This window comes from Cycloclasticus sp. (assembly GCF_019090545.1).
Taxonomy (GTDB): domain Bacteria; phylum Pseudomonadota; class Gammaproteobacteria; order Methylococcales; family Cycloclasticaceae; genus Cycloclasticus; species Cycloclasticus pugetii.
Genome location: NZ_JAHRVT010000031.1, coordinates 18,914 through 35,301, shown reverse-complemented (window position 1 = coordinate 35,301; position 16,388 = coordinate 18,914). Strand labels below are relative to the sequence as shown.

Below are 16,388 nucleotides of genomic sequence, written 5' to 3'. Positions count from 1 at the left end.
GTGGACTTGAACCACCGACCCCGGCATTATGAATGCCGTGCTCTAACCAGCTGAGCTACATGACCATACTTTGAAGGCTGTGAATTTTCGTAGTTTCGGCTTATTTTGTCAAGCCAAACAGGCAGATACCTGCGAAGTTTTACACATTAAACCTAAAGTGCGTTACATCTCCGTCTTGCATAATGTAATCTTTACCTTGAACACCCAATTTACCCGCCTCTTTTGCGCCCTGCTCGCCATTGTATTGAACAAAATCTTCGTAGGCGGTAATTTCTGCACGGATAAAGCCTTTTTCAAAATCGGTATGAATAACACCCGCAGCTTGTGGCGCAGTTGCACCTTGTTTAATGGTCCATGCTCTTACTTCTTTTACTCCGGCAGTGAAGTATGTTTGCAAGCCCAGCAAGTGATAACCCGCTCTGATCACTCGGTTAAGCCCAGGCTCTTCTAGACCCATCTCTTCTAAAAATTCTGCACGCTCATCTTCATCTAACTGAATAATTTCAGCTTCCATGGCTGCACAAACGGCAACAATTTCGGCGCCTTGTTTTTGCGCTAATGCTGTCACAGCATCCAAATGTGGATTATTCACAAACCCATCTTCTTGAACGTTGGCTATATATAGCATGGGTTTTAATGTCAGCAATTGCAGGTCTGAAAATGACTTTAACTCGTCTTCACTTAAGCCTAATGTTCTTAAAGTAATATCTGAATCCAAATGCGCCAGCGCTTGCTCAATTAAGGCCTTACGTTTTAATTCATCTTTGTTGCCAGACTTCGATGCCTTGGTTGCTTTGGTCAACGCTTTGTCTAACGATGCCATATCTGCTAAGGCTAATTCAGTTTGAATCACTTCAATATCGGCTAAAGGATCAATTTTTCCTGCCACATGAATCACGTCATCGTCTTCAAAACAACGCACTACATGTGCTATAGCATCTGATTCACGAATATTGGCTAAAAACTGATTCCCCAAACCTTCCCCTTTAGAGGCACCTGCCACTAGCCCAGCAATATCCACAAACTCGAATGTTGTCGGTATTACGCGCTCTGGCTTGACGATTTTTGCCAGTTTATCCAAGCGCAAATCAGGCACAGGCACGATACCCGTGTTTGGCTCAATCGTGCAAAATGGATAGTTTTCTGCTGCAATGGTTGCTTTCGTCAACGCATTAAAAAGTGTTGATTTACCAACATTTGGTAAGCCAACAATTCCACAATTTAAAGCCATAAGGTCATCTCTTTGAAGTTCTATACAGGCCGTTATTATACGTTAAGCGCCTACAGACTGAAAAACAATCTAAGTGATAATGGCACACACGCCTCTAGTCGCGTAAAATCCCTCTCTTATATTTATTAAATCGACAGGTAAACTCATGAAAAATTACAAAATTGCCATTATGGCGGGTGACGGTATTGGCCCAGAAATTATGCAAGAAGCCGTTAAGGTTTTAAAACTCGTTGAAGAACGCAATGATGTAACATTTGAATTAATGCCCGCTTTATTTGGTGCTTGTGGATATTTTGAAAAAGGTGATGCTTTCCCACAAGAAACCAAAGACATTTGCGATCAAGCCGATGCCATTATTAAAGGCCCTATCGGTTTAAGCCACGAAGAATCAAAAAAAATCCCTATCGACAAACAACCTGAACGTGGTGCGTTGTTACCTATGCGTCGTCGCTACAAAACTTACGCAAATTACCGCCCCGTTTCTCTTCCACAAAGTTTGGCTCACTTTTCTCCGCTAAAACCTGAAATTATTGGTGATGGCATTGACCTCATCATGGTTCGCGAACTGGTCGGCGGCTTATATTTTGGTAACAAGGAAGTTGGCGTTAATGATGACGGTTTACGTTATGTTAAAGAAACGTTGGAGTACGACGAAAACCAAATTCGCCAAATTATGCACCACGCATTCAAATTAGCCAGTGGTCGTAAAAAAGTACTTCACAATATACATAAAAGTAATGTTCTTAAATCATCCGTTTTATGGAATGAGGTGATGGAAGAAGTTGCTACAGAATATCCAGATGTTAAGGTCATCAATATTTTAGTTGATGCTGCCGCAACTTTGCTTTGCTTAAACCCAACGCAGTTTGATGTGATGGTAATGGAAAACATGTTTGGCGACATTTTAAGTGATCAAGGTGGTGGTATTCTTGGTTCATTAGGCCTAATGCCTTCTGCTTGCCTAGGAGACGAGAAAGCTTACTACGAACCTTCTCATGGTTCTGCGCCGGATATTGCTGGTAAAAACATTGCCAACCCGTATTCTATGATTGGCTCTGTTGCTATGATGCTTGAATATAGCTTTGGCATGGTAGAAGAAGCGAAAAATGTTTGGGCTGCTATGCAAGGCGTTTTTGCTGATGGTTTCTCAACGGCAGACTTATCTAAGCCAGGTAGTGGCGTTAAGATGATTAGCACAGATGCATTCGGTGACAAAGTGGTTGAAAAACTCAAGGCTATGCCAACGGTTTAAATCTTATTTAACACCCAATAAAAAAGGCTTACAGATGTAAGCCTTTTTTATTGCTCGATTATTAATCGTTTACGATTTTTCGTGCAACTGAATATTAATCATTCGAAGCGCCGCAAGAATCGAGGCAAACACTTGGTTAGAATGTACACCCCTTGTTTTACGCATTTTTCGTTCATTCGCCCACGTAATAACACACTCTGTTAGTGCGTTAGTATGCCCGCCCTTAGGTATTCTTACTTCGTAATCTTCTAGCTCGGGCAATACCGCATCGTATTCAACCAATAGCTTATTAATGGCATCAATAAAAGCATCAAAACCACCATTGCCTGTGCCACTTGATTGATATTCAGCACCTTTTATATTCACAGCGATATCGGCAATAGACGATTGATCTAAACGACTGGTGATAGAACAGTCGAGCAAACGGATATGCTTGTAGCTTTCACTCTCTAATACATCGGCAATAATAAACGGAAGGTCTTCAGTGGTGATCGTCTGTTTTGAATCCCCCAAACGAACAATACGTTCAAGCACTTTCTTTTGGTTTTCTTCCGACAGCTCAATACCCAAACGCTCAAGGTTCTTACTGAGTGATGCTTTACCGCTCATTTTACCTAAGGCATAGCTGCGTATTCTAGAAAAGCGCTCAGGGCTTAGCTTGCTTTCATACAAACCGCCTTTCTTATCGCCATCAGCATGAATACCGGCGGTTTGTGTAAACACATCATCACCAATAATAGGCGCATTAGCCGCTACCCACTTGCCTGAAAAGTTTTCAACCATATTGCTTAAACGCACGATGTTACTTTCATCGATGGACAACTCCATGCCCATTTTATCGCGCAAAACAACGGAAACTTCTGACACAGATGCATTGCCTGCACGTTCACCCAAGCAATTTACTGTGCAATGTATGGCGCTTACACCTGCTTCTACAGCGGCCATAATATTAGCTGTGCCTAGGCCGTAATCATTGTGCGGGTGAAAATCGAATTGCACGTCAGGAAATCGTGTACACATATCTGTTAACGCTGTTCGCACCTCATCAGGTGACATAACACCTAGCGTGTCAGGCAACATAAAGTGATCAATACCTGCATCTTTTATGGCCTCCATAAATGCAAACACATACTCCGGACTGTCTGCATAGCCGTTTGACCAGTCTTCTAGGTACACATTAACTTTTAAGCCTTGCTGCAAGGCATAATTAACCGTATTAAGCACTTGTTCAACGTGCTCGTCTAAGGTTTTACCTAACTGTTCTCGGCAATGCTTTTCGCTACCCTTCGTAAGAAGGTTGATCACCTTACCATTGGCATTAACAATCCAATCGACACTACGCTTATGGTCGGCAAAACCCAAGACTTCTACTTTTCCATCAAAGCCTTCAGCTTGCGCCCACTCATTAATATTACGAACTGCTTCTTGCTCGCCCTCGGACACACCAGCAGACGCAACTTCGATGCGGTCTACCCGCAGCGACTCTAATAACGCCTTCGCAATGCTTACTTTTTCAGCAGGCGAAAAGGACACCCCCTGCGTTTGCTCACCATCACGCAAGGTGGTGTCCATAATTTGAATATACCGAGAGCTCATTTTTCCGCTTAACTTAACCGCTTATTAGCTTTTACGCCCAAAGCCAAGGAAGACGCTGCTTATGCTGTTCTTCAAAGGCGCTGATTTTATCTACATGCTTAAGTGTTAGCCCAATATCATCCAAGCCACTTAACATGTTTTCTTTACGAAACGGATCAATCTCAAACGAGAACCCATTGCCACCCGGTGTTGTAACGGTTTGATTTTCTAAATCTACAGTAAAACTAACCCCTTCGTTTGCGCTAATTTCTGCCATTAACGCATCCAATTGATCAGGCTGCACAACAATCGCTAAGATGCCGTTTTTAAAACAGTTATTGTAAAAAATATCAGCATAGCTTGTTGAGATAATGGTATTAAAACCATAATCTGCAATCGCCCATGGCGCATGTTCACGTGACGAACCACAACCAAAGTTATCGCCTGTTACTAGTATCTTTGCCCCTTCAAACTCAGGCTTATTGAGCTCAAATTCTGGGTTAGGTGTTACACCATCATTCAAATAACGCCAATCATGAAATAGATGTACGCCAAATCCGCTACGCTCTACTTTTTTTAGAAACTGCTTTGGAATAATTTGATCGGTATCAACATTATTACGGTTCATTAATGCCGCAACGCTTTCGTGTTTTGTATATTTTTCCATAGCCTTAACCTAATTTACTGATATCGACAAAGTGACCGGCGGCCGCTGCGGCCGCTGCCATTGCGGGTGACACAAGGTGAGTACGTCCACCTTTGCCTTGACGCCCTTCAAAGTTACGATTTGATGTTGACGCACAACGTTGGCCGTCTTTAAGCTCATCGCCATTCATAGCCAAACACATTGAACAGCCTGGCTCGCGCCATTCCCAACCTGCCTCTTTAAATATTTTATCAATGCCTTCTTTTTCAGCTTGTACTTTCACGTGGAAAGACCCTGGCACGGCTATCGCTGTTACGCCCTCTGCCACGGTTGTGCCTTTTGCCATTTCAGCGGCATCACGAAAATCTTCGATACGGCCATTAGTACATGAACCAATAAACACGTAATCAATGTTGATATCGGTCATTTTGGTTTCTGCTGCCAATCCCATATATTTAAGTGCACTTTCGCAGGCTAAACGCTTGCCCTTATCATCAAAGCTTTCAGGCGTCGGTACTGCACCGTTTACGCCAATAACTTGTTCAGGCGATGTACCCCAAGTAACTTGAGGAGAGATATCTGATGCATTAAGGGTGATAACTTTGTCATATTCTGCACCTTCATCAGTTACCAGTGATTTCCAATACGTTAATGCTTGCTCCCACTGCTCTCCCTTAGGTGCAAACTCTTTACCTTCTAAGAAATCAAATGTTTTTTGATCCGGCGCCACCATGCCTGCACGGGCGCCTGCTTCAATAGCCATATTACAAACAGTCATACGGCCTTCCATCGTTAGCGCTTCAATCGCTTCACCGGCATATTCTATGACGTAACCGGTACCACCCGCTGTGCCTGTTACGCCAATAATCGCTAAGGCAATATCTTTTGCAGTACAGTGTTTAGACAACTTACCGTCCACTTGAACCAACATGGTTTTAGATTTTTGCTGTGGCAAGGTTTGCGTCGCCATCACATGTTCTACTTCTGATGTGCCAATACCAAACGCCAATGCGCCAAACGCACCATGCGTTGCTGTATGGCTATCACCACACACTACGACCATTCCAGGATGAACAAAACCATGCTCTGGCACAACAACATGAATCACACCATTATCTGGGCTTTCCATATCGTACAAATTTAGGCCATTTTCTTCACAGTTCTCTGCCATCGTTTCAATTTGCTTTTTAGCAATTGGGTCAGCAATAGGAAGATCACGATCTTTAGTCGGCACACAATGATCCATTGTCGCCAAAATGCTATGTGGGTTACGCACTGGCCTATTTGCCATGCGAAGGCCTTCAAATGCTTGAGGGCTAGTAACCTCGTGCATTAAGTGCCTGTCTACATATAACAAAGGAGCCTGACCTGGTTCTTGGTGAACAAAGTGGCTTTCCCAAATTTTTTCATACATCGTTTTTTTCATAATTCTTTCCAAGGCTAGTTCTTCAAGCATCTATTCGACAACGAGAAGAAAATGAGAGGCAGCACGCCAAATGAACCGTGTATTTTCGCTAATTTAGTGGTTTTTTGCAATTGGATTAAGCAGATAGCACAAACTTTTACCTAAATACCTTGTTTTCAAGCCCCACTTAATGCACTTAGATACTCTTCGGGCCACTTTTTTATTACCATAAAACCATATAGGCAACCAAACCTATCAACTTTTTCTAGTCACCACTTACTTACATCAGTAAAATCTAATTGAATGTAACAACAAGAATTGCATTGAGTTAACTCTTTACACGTTAAGACCTTCTTTAATCAAACATAATAAAAACTATAGGCAAATACATGACGACTCTTACAGAACAAAACACCAGCAAAAACATCCACATTAAAAATCTCGACATGAACCTACACTATAACGAAGCAGGCAATGGAGACGAAACCGTCATCATGCTTCACGGTGGTGGACCTGGTGCAGCAGGCTGGAGTAACTTTTCTCGAAATATTGATGCTTTTGCAGAAAAGTATCGCACTATTTTATTAGATTGCCCTGGTTTTAATAAATCTGACGCTGTTATTACAGACCTAGCACGCGATGTACTAAACGCACGTGCTATTAAAGGCCTGATGGATGAGTTAGGTATTGAAAAAGCACACTTAATTGGCAACTCAATGGGCGGTGCCAGCGCACTTAGCTTTTCTCTTGAGTTTCCAGAGCGCCTAGACAAAATGGTATTGATGGGTGCTGGTGGTGGTGGCCAAAGCATGTTCTCACCAATGCCATTAGAGGGTATTAAATTATTGGTCGCTTTATACCAAAACCCATCCCTTGAAGCGTTAAAACGAATGATTGAAGTTTTTGTTTACGATCCTTCATTAATGAGCGACGAACTAATTGAAGGCCGCTTTGAGAATATGATGAGAAAGCCTGAACACCTTGAAAACTTTATGAAAAGCTTTGCCAGTTCTAATATTATTGTCAGTGACTTTACACCCAACCTCGGCAAAATAGCAGCTGAAACATTTATCATTTGGGGTCGTGATGACCGATTCTGCCCTCTTGATCATGGACTTAAATTTTTATGGGGTATTCCTAATGCAGACTTGCACATCCTTAGCAAGTGCGGCCATTGGGCGCAGTGGGAACATGCAGAAAAATTCAACTCATTAACATTAGATTTTTTAGCTCGCTAAAGCAGAAATATTGAACCGCTAGTCATAATGCAGGCGATCAACCGCCAGCTTGAAACCTGCATTAGGCTAGTGCTGTTCAATGCTATACGCTAGAAGAAAAACGATCGGATAAAGCAGGACTATTCCCCACTCGACAGGTCAGACAACACAACAAACCGATCTGCCTTTTGCTAGTAGCGATGAGCGTTTTCGCAACTCAAGTACAGTTGGGAATAGACAGACGCTGATAATTGCCCCGCAGAACTAGGGATAAACCTTGTTACTCTTATAGATAAAAAAACATCCCTAGCTTTTTAATATAAAGCGCTAAGGCGCACCACACTCACTTTGGCATTACAGCGTTAGGAAAAACTCTTTTACCTCATTAATGACGGTTTCTTTAGCATCTAAGTGAACATAATGCCCTGCATCGGGCACAACCTTGACTGATAGCTGGCTGGGTATATGTTTTTTTGACAGATCAAGGTTTGGCAAATACCCAAAACCATCCTCTTTGCCAAAAATCTGTAAGACCGGACAGCTTATTTGTTGCAAATACTGCGTGCAATCCTCAGCTTGGTAAGCCTCACTATTCACTCTATTTATCCAATCATAGAACAAAATATCGAGCCCTTCGCCATGGAATTTAAAGAGCTTTTTTCGAAGGTCGCCATTTTCAAACGCTTCCTTAGCTTCTTGTGCACCGGCTAAACATTGATCATGAATAAGCATTTGCGGAACAATCGATACGACAGCACATACAACCTCTTTGTGCAGGCTTGCTGCAACAAGAGATATAACACCGCCATAACTATGCCCCACTAGAATGACGTCAGTTAAGCCAAAGTGCTTAAAAAGATCAAGCAACGGCTCACCCGCCTCCTCTGCACGCGTGTCATACTCTCGAAACTCAGTTAGCGGCTCAGACTGCCCGTGCCCCCAGCGTTCATAAACAATAACGCATAAACCAGTAGCTTCATGCACTTGTTCGGGGAAATCACGCCACATTTCAATAGAGTCTATACCACCATGCAAAAAAACTAATGTAGGTGCGTTAGCCTGTATATGACCTATTTGTTGCACACGAAGGCGTCGGTTAGCTGCTTGAATAAAGTGTTCTTGTTTCATAGGCTACACGTTTTATTGAATTAGAAGGAAAGCTGTAATTGACTAATAAACGATGGATAATTAAATTTACCGTCTGTGGGGTCATAGTACGCCAGCTCATTAATAAGCCTTAAGTTTTCATCAAACTGCCAAGTGAATATAGCTTGGTAAACACTACCTTGGTTCATACCGCGAGCTATTTCATCAGTCGATTTCCCTGTTAACGGTCTAAAGAAAGCTGTTCTAGAGGGGTGCTCATTATCGACATGCTGATACTGTAATGCCCATGCCCAGCCCATGTCTTCAGAGTTCAGCAAATAGGCACGGCTAAGGCCTAAAGTTAAAGCACTAGAACTCAGCGCATTTGTATTATCACCTTGTGTATTAACTGCTAAACCACCTGTGGCATCAGATTTAAATTCTGCCCATGACGCCCATAGCCACCAATGGTGCGCTTGAACGTCTGCAAATACGCTAAGCCACTCATTATCTAACTCAACCCCGTTAGGCTGAAATTTTGTATCCAACGTGACAGAATCTAATGATGTACTTTAGGCAGCACCAACGCTGTACGCTAGCGGCCTGTCTTTAAATTGATATTCATCATCACTGGGGGAAATACCGTTTGGACGGAGCGCAAAGGCGGCTGAAAACAACAAATCGTTATTATCATTATTTAGCGATAAGTCAGGGCTATTAAATAAGCCAAGCGCATAATGTACACGGTTACCAAAATACCCCTTTGAGTTAGTTTCAGGCAGCCCCATATTGCCTTTTCTAATTGTTAACCCACGCGCTCGACCGACAGCCCCGGGTGATAACACCTCGGTAAATTTGCGTTCCACGCTAGCCGATTTATGTGGTCGCCTTGTATAACCGAGTGCAAATTGCTGCCCCACTGTGATACTACCAAGGCTGTCATCAAAGTGCTTCAGACTCACCCAAGCATCCAGTAGTTTTTGCGCGTTTGATAAGCCTACCACTTCGTTAGATGCATCATACTGGAAGCGAAAAGCCACATTGTCACTTGCAAAACCCGTAAAACCTAGACGCGCCCGTCTTAATGTAAAACTATTTGTTCCTTGACGGCCATTTTTAGAGGGGACAAAGGTGTAGCGTGGCTGCGCTAACCCCCAAAATTTAATATTAGGACTCGCCTTGTTAACATTTTTTTTAGTCGCTACGACTAAATTATTAACAGCCGACTTAACACTGGTTTTTTTAGCCACGGAGGGTTTACTCGCTTGCAATTCGGCTTGTTGAGCATGTTGCTTAATGTCCGCCACATCATGTTCGCTTAGTAAGCCTTTTTTTTGAAGGGCTTCAAGAACCGCATTTGCATAGGCATGAGAAGAATCAGCTAAAGCAGGAAGGCTAACAAGCGCCAGCAAAAGGATTGATAATTTTTTTAACATAATCGTTTATAGTTTTTCTTATTATGAGTGATCGGTTTACCCAAACCGAGGTAGTATGTTACACGACTTTTAGTAACTGTAACTGTAGCTAATATCTAAGGTCGTCTCAGCAATGCCAAACTTAACATCCGTCCCTAAAAATGCTGTGTTCTCGGCGGTTAATTCATTACGAAAGGCATGCATAACAGCCAATGACCATTCTGAATGCTCACTGTTTTTATAGCTAAACCCAGCCGTTAAATGTTTAGCTGGCATGGCGGGGGTAATGGGGTTTAGTAACCCAGATCGTCTAGGAATCTGTTCTTCACCCACGTTTGCACCAGCCCGAAGCGTTATTTTGTCATCAAAAATGTAACGAACACCTAATGAATACGCCGTAATACTTTTCCAACCAAACCCAACGCTGTTTTTTGCACCGAGTAGCCTATCTGCGGAGAAACCGATCATAGGGTTCAGCTCCGAAGCCGTGGGCACAGGGTTTGACAACGCATCAATGTCTTTGTAGTTAATGCGTGTCACATCAAAAGCAATAGACAGTTGTTTTGAAAAATTAATGGCCAAGCCCACACCGTAATTTGAAGGAATATCAAACTCACCATTGTTAGCAAGCAGACCAGAATATTTTTTCATCTTAGTCATTTGCATTTTTGGTGCATAGTAGGCGCCAAACTGGTAAGTATCGTTAGGTTTATAAAACCACCCTAATTTAATACCTAGTCCGTAGGACACCTCGTCCCCTCTGTTCGTTAGACTGCCTGCGTCTGACGATACGCCTTGAAAGAAGTCTAAACCTTGCGCACTAAATTTCTGAATACCAAATAAAGGAGATACCCCAATATAGTTATTTGGAGACATTTCATACGTGTAGGTGGTAGCAATAATAAGTTGCGCAAAATCCACCCCTAGATGCCCGTCTGTCGTTATGTTTGGAGCCCCTAAAACACGTTCAGCTGTTTCTGTAAACAAGCGTTTTCTATACGCTGTATTAATGCCACCATTGCCATAAACAGTAACACCCAGTGTGCTTTTACCATTTAATCGTTTATTCCAGCCAAAGTTCGGAACAATCCAATAATCGCGCTGACTATCATCCCGTACTAGCTCATCACAAGCCCCGATACCCCGGCAATCAAATTCGGCGTCACGGGGTAAATAGAGAAAACGAGCGCCAATATCTAAACCTTCTACTTGAGACATGCCGGCAGGGTTAACAGCGCCTGTTAAAGTGTCTTCAGGAAAGGCAATCGCGGCTCCGGCCATGCCCGTCATTTTGGCACCGTAAGCAATCGCGAAATAGCCATTGATTGCAGATGCAAAATGGCTAAAGGAGAGCAAAAGAACCCCTACTGAAATCTTAACTTTGTATGTCATAACATTCCCCTAGGAGTGCCGGGTTAATTGAATTGTTACCACACCATTAATTTCATATAATGAAATAATGCAGGCGATAATATACTAGACTATTCTCTTTTTAAGAACAATTATCTTATGGAAAACCTCAATCGAATGATGATTTTCTACCATGTCGTTGACTTGGGCAGTTTTACTGAGGCCGCTAAAGTGTTGAAAATGGCAAAATCGGCGGTTAGTCGACACGTCACCCTCTTGGAAAAACAAGTTGGTGCAAGGTTGTTAAATCGAACAACTCGTCAACTAAACCTAACTGAGGTTGGGCGAATCTACTTTCAAAGCTGCAAGAAAATCGTAGAAGAGACGCAGTACATGCAAAATGAAATCAGTGTGCTGCAAAACCAACCCGTTGGCTCATTAAAAATTGCCACAACTAATAGCTTAGGGATTCAATATATTACGCCGTTAATTGTCGAGTTTATGCGTTTATACCCCAAATTAAACATTGAACTAATGCTACAAGACCAAGTGATCGACATGGTCGAAGAAAATATAGACGTGTGTGTTCGAGTGGGCTGGTTACAAAACTCTGACCTTGTCGCAACAAAAGTGGCTGATTCACGCTTGGTATTAGCCGCAAGTCCTAGCTATTTGAAGCAATACGGGCCAATAGTTACACCCAAAGACCTTGAAAAACATGCCTGCGTCATTTTTTCCTTATTGCCTAACCCGACTAAATGGACATTTACCCAAAAAAAGCAACAAGAAACCGTGTCGGTCGGTGCCATTATAAAAACTAACAATGCAGGCGCTGTTAAAGCTTTACTGTTACAAGGTGCGGGCGCATCTGTCTTGTCTCACTTTATAGTGGCTGAAGATTTACGAGAAGGACGCTTGGTTGAGTTGCTGCCTAATTATGACTTAGGGTCTGCAGGCATTTATTTAGTGTATCAAGAGAAGCAATATAAGCAGTTAAAAATACAGTTATTTAATGACTTTATTAAGAAAAATTTAAAATTGGACTGACAATAAAAATGAAATGCATGGTTAGCAATATCTCACACCAAGGATACGATATTGAATTGATTTATAAAGTGGTATAAACACGCCTGAGCGACTGGATATTTAGGCCACTTTACAAGTCTAGAATCACTTTTCCCATGATAGGTGATACTAGGCGATTTTAATTTTTGGTTATTAAAACCAAAAAATAATGAAAACTAAAAGAGGAAATAATGATGTCTATAAATGTAATATTGAATTTACAAGTTAGTACAGAAAACCGTGAAAAACTATTAAATACATTCGAGGCTATATTACCAGATACACGCGCTTTTAAAGGTTGCCAAGAGATTGTAGTTACTAGTAATGATGATGACCCTTTAAATATTGTGGTGTTAGAAAAATGGGACTCGCGCGAAGACCACAAAAGTTATATGGCTTGGCGCTCAGAGCGCGGAGATTTAGAAAAACTAGGTACTTTATTAACCGCACCACCAACGACTAAATACCTTACACCGACAACAATATAAGCCTTTATTAATACACCGTATGGGGCTGCTTAGTAGCCCCATACTTTTTGCAAGAAAAACGCATCAAAGTAGTAGCGACCTTTCCTTAATTGAAAAGTACGCTATTTAATTTTCCGACACCCTAGAAGCTATCTTTTATAGACTTATTATTTTCAACAAGCACAAAGAACTTAGGGTAGCTTGATTTTAATGACGTAATGATGCGCTCATGTGGTAAGTCAGCAAAAAAACCATAATCGGTAAGATAGTCCATATGCTTTTTATCTTGTTCATTAAATTCGTGCATAAATGGATCATCTACGCCATTGAACCCCAATGACTTAACACCAGACCGTGTACACATTTCGATATTAAAAGCAGGCGTTGCTTTAACCCACTTCCCCTCAAGGTAAAGCACACTATATCCGTGCCACATAAAAACATCGGTTTCCAATAAATCCAATAATTTTTGTGTGCTTAAATGGTTTCTTACATCGGAGAAACCAAGCTGAGCTGGAATGCCAACACTTCAAGCGCATGCGGTTAGAAGTACGGCTTTTGGTGAATTTGAAGCCGTTATGATAGAAAACTGCGGGCATGTTCCACATGTTGAACAACCTGATCTAGTTCCCAAGCGAAGCACAGACTTCCTTAAACGTTTAGCTGTATAAATAAACCACTGACCTGTCGGATGACCTCGACCAAGTTTTAACTATTAGACTGGCTTAATGCACCGTCATGTTACGATTATTTGCATGGGTTAACTGCAACAAAACACCTAGTCAATATGACTTAATCTAATCAACGATATTAAGACTCATGAAAAAAATTATTTATGTTATACCGGGCGTTGCTCTTTGCTGCGGAATGGGTTTCTTAGCAATATTGTTAGCCGCCTATGTTCCGGTAGGTGCTGTTACCTTAGCCATTATACTTGGCCTTATTGTTGGCAACAGTTTACGTATTAATGATCAATTCAAATCTGGTATTAACTATAGCGAGAAATATTTACTCTCCATTGCTATTGCCCTTTTAGGTGTTCAGCTAAATTTTTCAATTCTAAGTGAATTAGGCTATGCGACCATTTTAATGATCGTGTTTACGATGGGCGTTACTATTTTTTCATCGCTGATATTTGCAAAATGGTTTGGGTTTGATAAACGCTGTGCGTTATTACTTGGTTTAGGGAATGGCATTTGTGGCAGTTCTGCAATTGCAGCGACCAAGGATATAGTCGGTGCGAATGAAGAGCAAGTTGGCCTCTCCATTGCCATTGTGAATTTTTTAGGCACCCTTGGCATTTTCCTCCTACCTTTTATTAGCCACTACCTATTAAATTTATATGAGCTTAATGCAGGTGTATTGATCGGCAACACATTACAAGCTGTAGGGCAAGTTTTAGCTGCCGGGTTTTCAGTAAGTCAAGCAACGGGGGAAGCGGCAACCATCGTTAAAATGGTCAGAATTTTGTTACTTGCCCCAGTAATCCTGATTCTGATCTTCATGTTTTCTCGAGTAAACATGAAAACGAATGAAGACCTCAAAGTCGCCTATAGAATTCCTCTCTTTGTCGTTGGTTTTTTTGGTTTCTCAGTTATCCAAACCTTTGGCTTACTGAAACAAGAACAAGTTGAGCTAGTCAGCACAATGAGCCACTACGCCCTTATTGTCGCCATGTCAGGCATTGGGTTAAAAATTGCCTTTGATGGAATTATTAAAAATGGCAAAAAAGCATTGCTTATAGCAAGTGTTATTTTTGGGTTTCAGATAATAATGAGCTCTAGTTTAATCCTTATTTTCTTTAAATAATGAAGTCCTAGATTAGCCTTTAAGATTCAATTAACTCGGCCCTTTAAGGTCGAAAACGATGGCCTGCTAATTACTATCGTCCAGACCTTAGGTGCATCTTGTACCGCTAAGAAAGTACTTTTTTAACGACTCTACCGAGTGGATAGCTTTGGCTTATCTGACGGCTTTGTCAAAATGCTCATCAGCAACTTACAGTATTTACGAATATCATCTGATTATTCAAACAAGGCATGCTGATACCCCACTGCAATCGCTTGATAGTATTGGCCGCCAGCCTGATCTTGGCAGCGGAATAAAGTCGGTAGAATCGTCGAGCAATAAAAAAGCCCCTTAAATATAAGGAGCTTTAATACCTAAAATGGAGCTGGTGAGAGGATTCGAACCACCGACCGGCTGATTACAAATCAGCTGCTCTACCGACTGAGCTACACCAGCGTTAGGGGCGGTATTCTAATCCAAATAAAAACGTCGGGCAATGATTAACATGCAATTTTACGAATACTAATGTTTTCGCCTACTTTAAAGCCATCTAAATTGTCCGGTATCGGTGATAGACCATCACTTGTTATAAGTTTTACGCCATAACGATACTTTTTGCGTCTAATAAGTTCGGCTTCAATCGATTTTTCCGACAAGGCCTTCAGTCTCTTTTCGGCTCCGTCGGCTGTTGCAAACAAGCCTAATGAGATAACCCCTTTGCTAGAGCCACTAGGCACTAACCATAAATCGTTAACGCCTTTAGCCCTTAATGTCTCCATATTACGCACTGATTGATTCCAATCACCATTAGAAGAATAAACAACCCAAAAATCCCTAAGAACCTCTGATGCAATAACGGGCACATCCCACACATAACGACTTAACACTTTTGATAGCTTCTTCGCATCATCTTCATTAGCAAAGTCACCCACTAAGTAGCATTCCGTGGCTGACTGCTTCGCGCTATTATCCAACAAAATTTGTTTCTCAAGCATTGCAGCCACTTCTTCATCTCTAACCAACACCAGCGTTTCAAGCTCACTTTCTTTATACAAGGGTGCTTGGTGTTGCTCCAGCCGTTTGGTTTCCACCACGGTGGTTCCCCAGAAAAAGTAAACTACATTTAAAAAAACCAACAATAATAATAAACGTTTCACTGGTATGATTTAGTCACTAGCTGTAAACCCTGTAACACAAGGTCTTTTTCCAATCGAACGTCCTGCCTTAAGCCTTCCGCTAAAACAGTTGCATGGCCACCCGTTAAAATAGTTGTTATCGGTTGCTGATGCTTTTCCCCTACATCAACAACTTTTTCTCGTACAAACAGCACCAACATCTGTTCAACACCATACGTAACCGCTTCACTTGTGTTTGTTCCAAGCTGACTAGAATTCGGCGTATCACCTATGTTGATTTTATGTGTGTTGCTTAACAGGCTTTTTCTCATTAATTCAGCGCCTGGAACTATAAAACCACCCAAATGTTGGCCGCTCTCTAATAGAAAGTCCATGGTCAGTGCGGTCCCTGTATCTACAACACATAGCATACCGGTATATTTATGGTGTGCCGCAATCATTGCTAACCAACGGTCCACACCTAATTGCGCGGCATCTTGATAGGCATTAACAACCCCACAAGCTTTACGGGTACTTTCTACAAACGTAGGCGCAGGGTAGAGACGTTCTTTAGCCCAAACCTGCAAGTCACGACAAAATGCTTCAGCAGCCACACTAGACACATAAATATTTGCGAGGCGACTCTCTTTTAACGTTGAAAAACCTTCCCTCAACGTAATTTCGTTACTAAACACGCCTTGATTTAACAAACGCCCTCTTTCAACCAACTGCCATTTAAGCGCTGTATTACCACGGTCTATATAAAGTTCAGACAT

17 protein-coding genes and 1 tRNA gene are annotated in these 16,388 nt (G+C 41.8%); 6 read left to right on the top strand and 12 right to left on the bottom strand.

Annotated features, from left to right (window positions below; translation table 11 throughout):
• Positions 1-139 precede the first annotated feature (139 nt).
• The gene (ychF, locus tag KUG63_RS07600; RefSeq protein ID WP_287554616.1) at positions 140-1,231 is read right to left on the bottom strand and encodes a redox-regulated ATPase YchF; all 1,092 of its coding nucleotides are present in this window, start codon (positions 1,229-1,231) and stop codon (positions 140-142) included.
• Between the two features lie 145 nt (positions 1,232-1,376).
• Here ychF and leuB point away from each other — a divergent pair, with 145 nt between their 5' ends.
• On the top strand, positions 1,377-2,483 hold the full coding sequence (gene leuB, locus KUG63_RS07595; protein WP_016390975.1) for a 3-isopropylmalate dehydrogenase: 1,107 nt from the start codon (positions 1,377-1,379) through the stop codon (positions 2,481-2,483).
• Positions 2,484-2,552: 69 nt separating this feature from the next.
• Here the strand turns inward: leuB and KUG63_RS07590 are convergent, their stop codons facing one another.
• The 3 genes from KUG63_RS07590 to leuC are packed head-to-tail and all read right to left on the bottom strand — an operon-like array spanning position 2,553 to position 6,160.
• Positions 2,553-4,079, bottom strand: a complete 1,527-nt coding sequence (locus KUG63_RS07590; protein WP_016390976.1) for an alpha-isopropylmalate synthase regulatory domain-containing protein — start codon at positions 4,077-4,079, stop codon at positions 2,553-2,555.
• Positions 4,080-4,110: 31 nt separating this feature from the next.
• Positions 4,111-4,725, bottom strand: a complete 615-nt coding sequence (gene leuD, locus KUG63_RS07585; RefSeq protein ID WP_015005144.1) for a 3-isopropylmalate dehydratase small subunit — start codon at positions 4,723-4,725, stop codon at positions 4,111-4,113.
• A 4-nt stretch (positions 4,726-4,729) separates the two neighbouring features.
• Positions 4,730-6,160 carry a 3-isopropylmalate dehydratase large subunit gene (gene leuC / locus KUG63_RS07580; protein WP_015005143.1) on the bottom strand — a complete coding sequence of 477 codons (1,431 nt, stop codon included), beginning with the start codon at positions 6,158-6,160 and terminating at the stop codon, positions 4,730-4,732.
• Between the two features lie 338 nt (positions 6,161-6,498).
• On the opposite strand from leuC, the gene KUG63_RS07575 reads away from it, so the two are divergent.
• The gene (locus KUG63_RS07575; protein ID WP_016390979.1) at positions 6,499-7,347 is read left to right on the top strand and encodes an alpha/beta fold hydrolase; all 849 of its coding nucleotides are present in this window, start codon (positions 6,499-6,501) and stop codon (positions 7,345-7,347) included.
• A gap of 333 nt (positions 7,348-7,680) precedes the next feature.
• On the opposite strand, the gene KUG63_RS07570 is transcribed toward KUG63_RS07575, so the two are convergent.
• The 4 genes from KUG63_RS07570 to KUG63_RS07555 form a co-directional block, all read right to left on the bottom strand.
• Positions 7,681-8,454: an alpha/beta fold hydrolase gene (locus KUG63_RS07570; RefSeq protein WP_287554613.1), complete on the bottom strand. Its 774-nt coding sequence runs from the start codon at positions 8,452-8,454 to the stop codon at positions 7,681-7,683.
• 20 nt (positions 8,455-8,474) lie between these two features.
• Positions 8,475-8,960 carry a hypothetical protein gene (locus tag KUG63_RS07565; RefSeq protein ID WP_287554611.1) on the bottom strand — a complete coding sequence of 162 codons (486 nt, stop codon included), beginning with the start codon at positions 8,958-8,960 and terminating at the stop codon, positions 8,475-8,477.
• A 24-nt stretch (positions 8,961-8,984) separates the two neighbouring features.
• Positions 8,985-9,848 carry a porin gene (locus KUG63_RS07560; RefSeq protein ID WP_287554609.1) on the bottom strand — a complete coding sequence of 288 codons (864 nt, stop codon included), beginning with the start codon at positions 9,846-9,848 and terminating at the stop codon, positions 8,985-8,987.
• 69 nt (positions 9,849-9,917) lie between these two features.
• Positions 9,918-11,219: an OmpP1/FadL family transporter gene (locus tag KUG63_RS07555; protein WP_287554607.1), complete on the bottom strand. Its 1,302-nt coding sequence runs from the start codon at positions 11,217-11,219 to the stop codon at positions 9,918-9,920.
• 117 nt (positions 11,220-11,336) lie between these two features.
• Between KUG63_RS07555 and KUG63_RS07550 the strand changes: the two genes are divergently transcribed.
• Positions 11,337-12,224, top strand: a complete 888-nt coding sequence (locus KUG63_RS07550) for a LysR family transcriptional regulator (protein WP_020161740.1) — start codon at positions 11,337-11,339, stop codon at positions 12,222-12,224.
• A gap of 209 nt (positions 12,225-12,433) precedes the next feature.
• On the top strand, positions 12,434-12,730 hold the full coding sequence (locus KUG63_RS07545; protein WP_238538348.1) for a putative quinol monooxygenase: 297 nt from the start codon (positions 12,434-12,436) through the stop codon (positions 12,728-12,730).
• A gap of 121 nt (positions 12,731-12,851) precedes the next feature.
• Here KUG63_RS07545 and KUG63_RS07540 read toward each other — a convergent pair whose 3' ends face one another.
• Positions 12,852-13,172, bottom strand: a complete 321-nt coding sequence (locus KUG63_RS07540; RefSeq protein ID WP_015005136.1) for a hypothetical protein — start codon at positions 13,170-13,172, stop codon at positions 12,852-12,854.
• Positions 13,173-13,227: 55 nt separating this feature from the next.
• Here KUG63_RS07540 and KUG63_RS07535 point away from each other — a divergent pair, with 55 nt between their 5' ends.
• Together KUG63_RS07535 and KUG63_RS07530 are read left to right on the top strand one after the other, a co-directional pair.
• Positions 13,228-13,380 (top strand): alpha/beta hydrolase, encoded by a 153-nt coding sequence (locus KUG63_RS07535; RefSeq protein ID WP_015005135.1) that lies wholly within the window; start codon positions 13,228-13,230, stop codon positions 13,378-13,380.
• Between the two features lie 148 nt (positions 13,381-13,528).
• The gene (locus KUG63_RS07530) at positions 13,529-14,518 is read left to right on the top strand and encodes a YeiH family protein (RefSeq protein WP_287554601.1); all 990 of its coding nucleotides are present in this window, start codon (positions 13,529-13,531) and stop codon (positions 14,516-14,518) included.
• A 359-nt stretch (positions 14,519-14,877) separates the two neighbouring features.
• On the opposite strand, the gene KUG63_RS07525 is transcribed toward KUG63_RS07530, so the two are convergent.
• The 3 genes from KUG63_RS07525 to KUG63_RS07515 form a co-directional block, all read right to left on the bottom strand.
• Positions 14,878-14,953: transfer RNA gene (locus KUG63_RS07525), tRNA-Thr, on the bottom strand.
• Positions 14,954-14,997: 44 nt separating this feature from the next.
• Positions 14,998-15,591, bottom strand: a complete 594-nt coding sequence (locus KUG63_RS07520; protein ID WP_258954416.1) for a hypothetical protein — start codon at positions 15,589-15,591, stop codon at positions 14,998-15,000.
• Positions 15,592-15,650: 59 nt separating this feature from the next.
• Positions 15,651-16,388, bottom strand: a complete 738-nt coding sequence (locus KUG63_RS07515) for a type III pantothenate kinase (RefSeq protein ID WP_287554598.1) — start codon at positions 16,386-16,388, stop codon at positions 15,651-15,653.

What these genes read in the sequence shown, in the direction of transcription:
- KUG63_RS07555 (WP_287554607.1), bottom strand. Translation starts at nt 11,219, where the DNA reads ATGACATACAAAGTTAAGATTTCAGTAGGGGTTCTTTTGCTCTCCTTT.
- leuD (WP_015005144.1), bottom strand. Translation starts at nt 4,725, where the DNA reads ATGGAAAAATATACAAAACACGAAAGCGTTGCGGCATTAATGAACCGT.
- KUG63_RS07515 (WP_287554598.1), bottom strand. Translation starts at nt 16,388, where the DNA reads ATGTCTGAACTTTATATAGACCGTGGTAATACAGCGCTTAAATGGCAG.
- KUG63_RS07590 (WP_016390976.1), bottom strand. Translation starts at nt 4,079, where the DNA reads ATGAGCTCTCGGTATATTCAAATTATGGACACCACCTTGCGTGATGGT.
- leuC (WP_015005143.1), bottom strand. Translation starts at nt 6,160, where the DNA reads ATGCTTGAAGAACTAGCCTTGGAAAGAATTATGAAAAAAACGATGTAT.
- KUG63_RS07535 (WP_015005135.1), top strand. Translation starts at nt 13,228, where the DNA reads ATGCCAACACTTCAAGCGCATGCGGTTAGAAGTACGGCTTTTGGTGAA.
- ychF (WP_287554616.1), bottom strand. Translation starts at nt 1,231, where the DNA reads ATGGCTTTAAATTGTGGAATTGTTGGCTTACCAAATGTTGGTAAATCA.
- leuB (WP_016390975.1), top strand. Translation starts at nt 1,377, where the DNA reads ATGAAAAATTACAAAATTGCCATTATGGCGGGTGACGGTATTGGCCCA.
- KUG63_RS07575 (WP_016390979.1), top strand. Translation starts at nt 6,499, where the DNA reads ATGACGACTCTTACAGAACAAAACACCAGCAAAAACATCCACATTAAA.
- KUG63_RS07570 (WP_287554613.1), bottom strand. Translation starts at nt 8,454, where the DNA reads ATGAAACAAGAACACTTTATTCAAGCAGCTAACCGACGCCTTCGTGTG.
- KUG63_RS07550 (WP_020161740.1), top strand. Translation starts at nt 11,337, where the DNA reads ATGGAAAACCTCAATCGAATGATGATTTTCTACCATGTCGTTGACTTG.
- KUG63_RS07545 (WP_238538348.1), top strand. Translation starts at nt 12,434, where the DNA reads ATGATGTCTATAAATGTAATATTGAATTTACAAGTTAGTACAGAAAAC.
- KUG63_RS07560 (WP_287554609.1), bottom strand. Translation starts at nt 9,848, where the DNA reads ATGTTAAAAAAATTATCAATCCTTTTGCTGGCGCTTGTTAGCCTTCCT.
- KUG63_RS07530 (WP_287554601.1), top strand. Translation starts at nt 13,529, where the DNA reads ATGAAAAAAATTATTTATGTTATACCGGGCGTTGCTCTTTGCTGCGGA.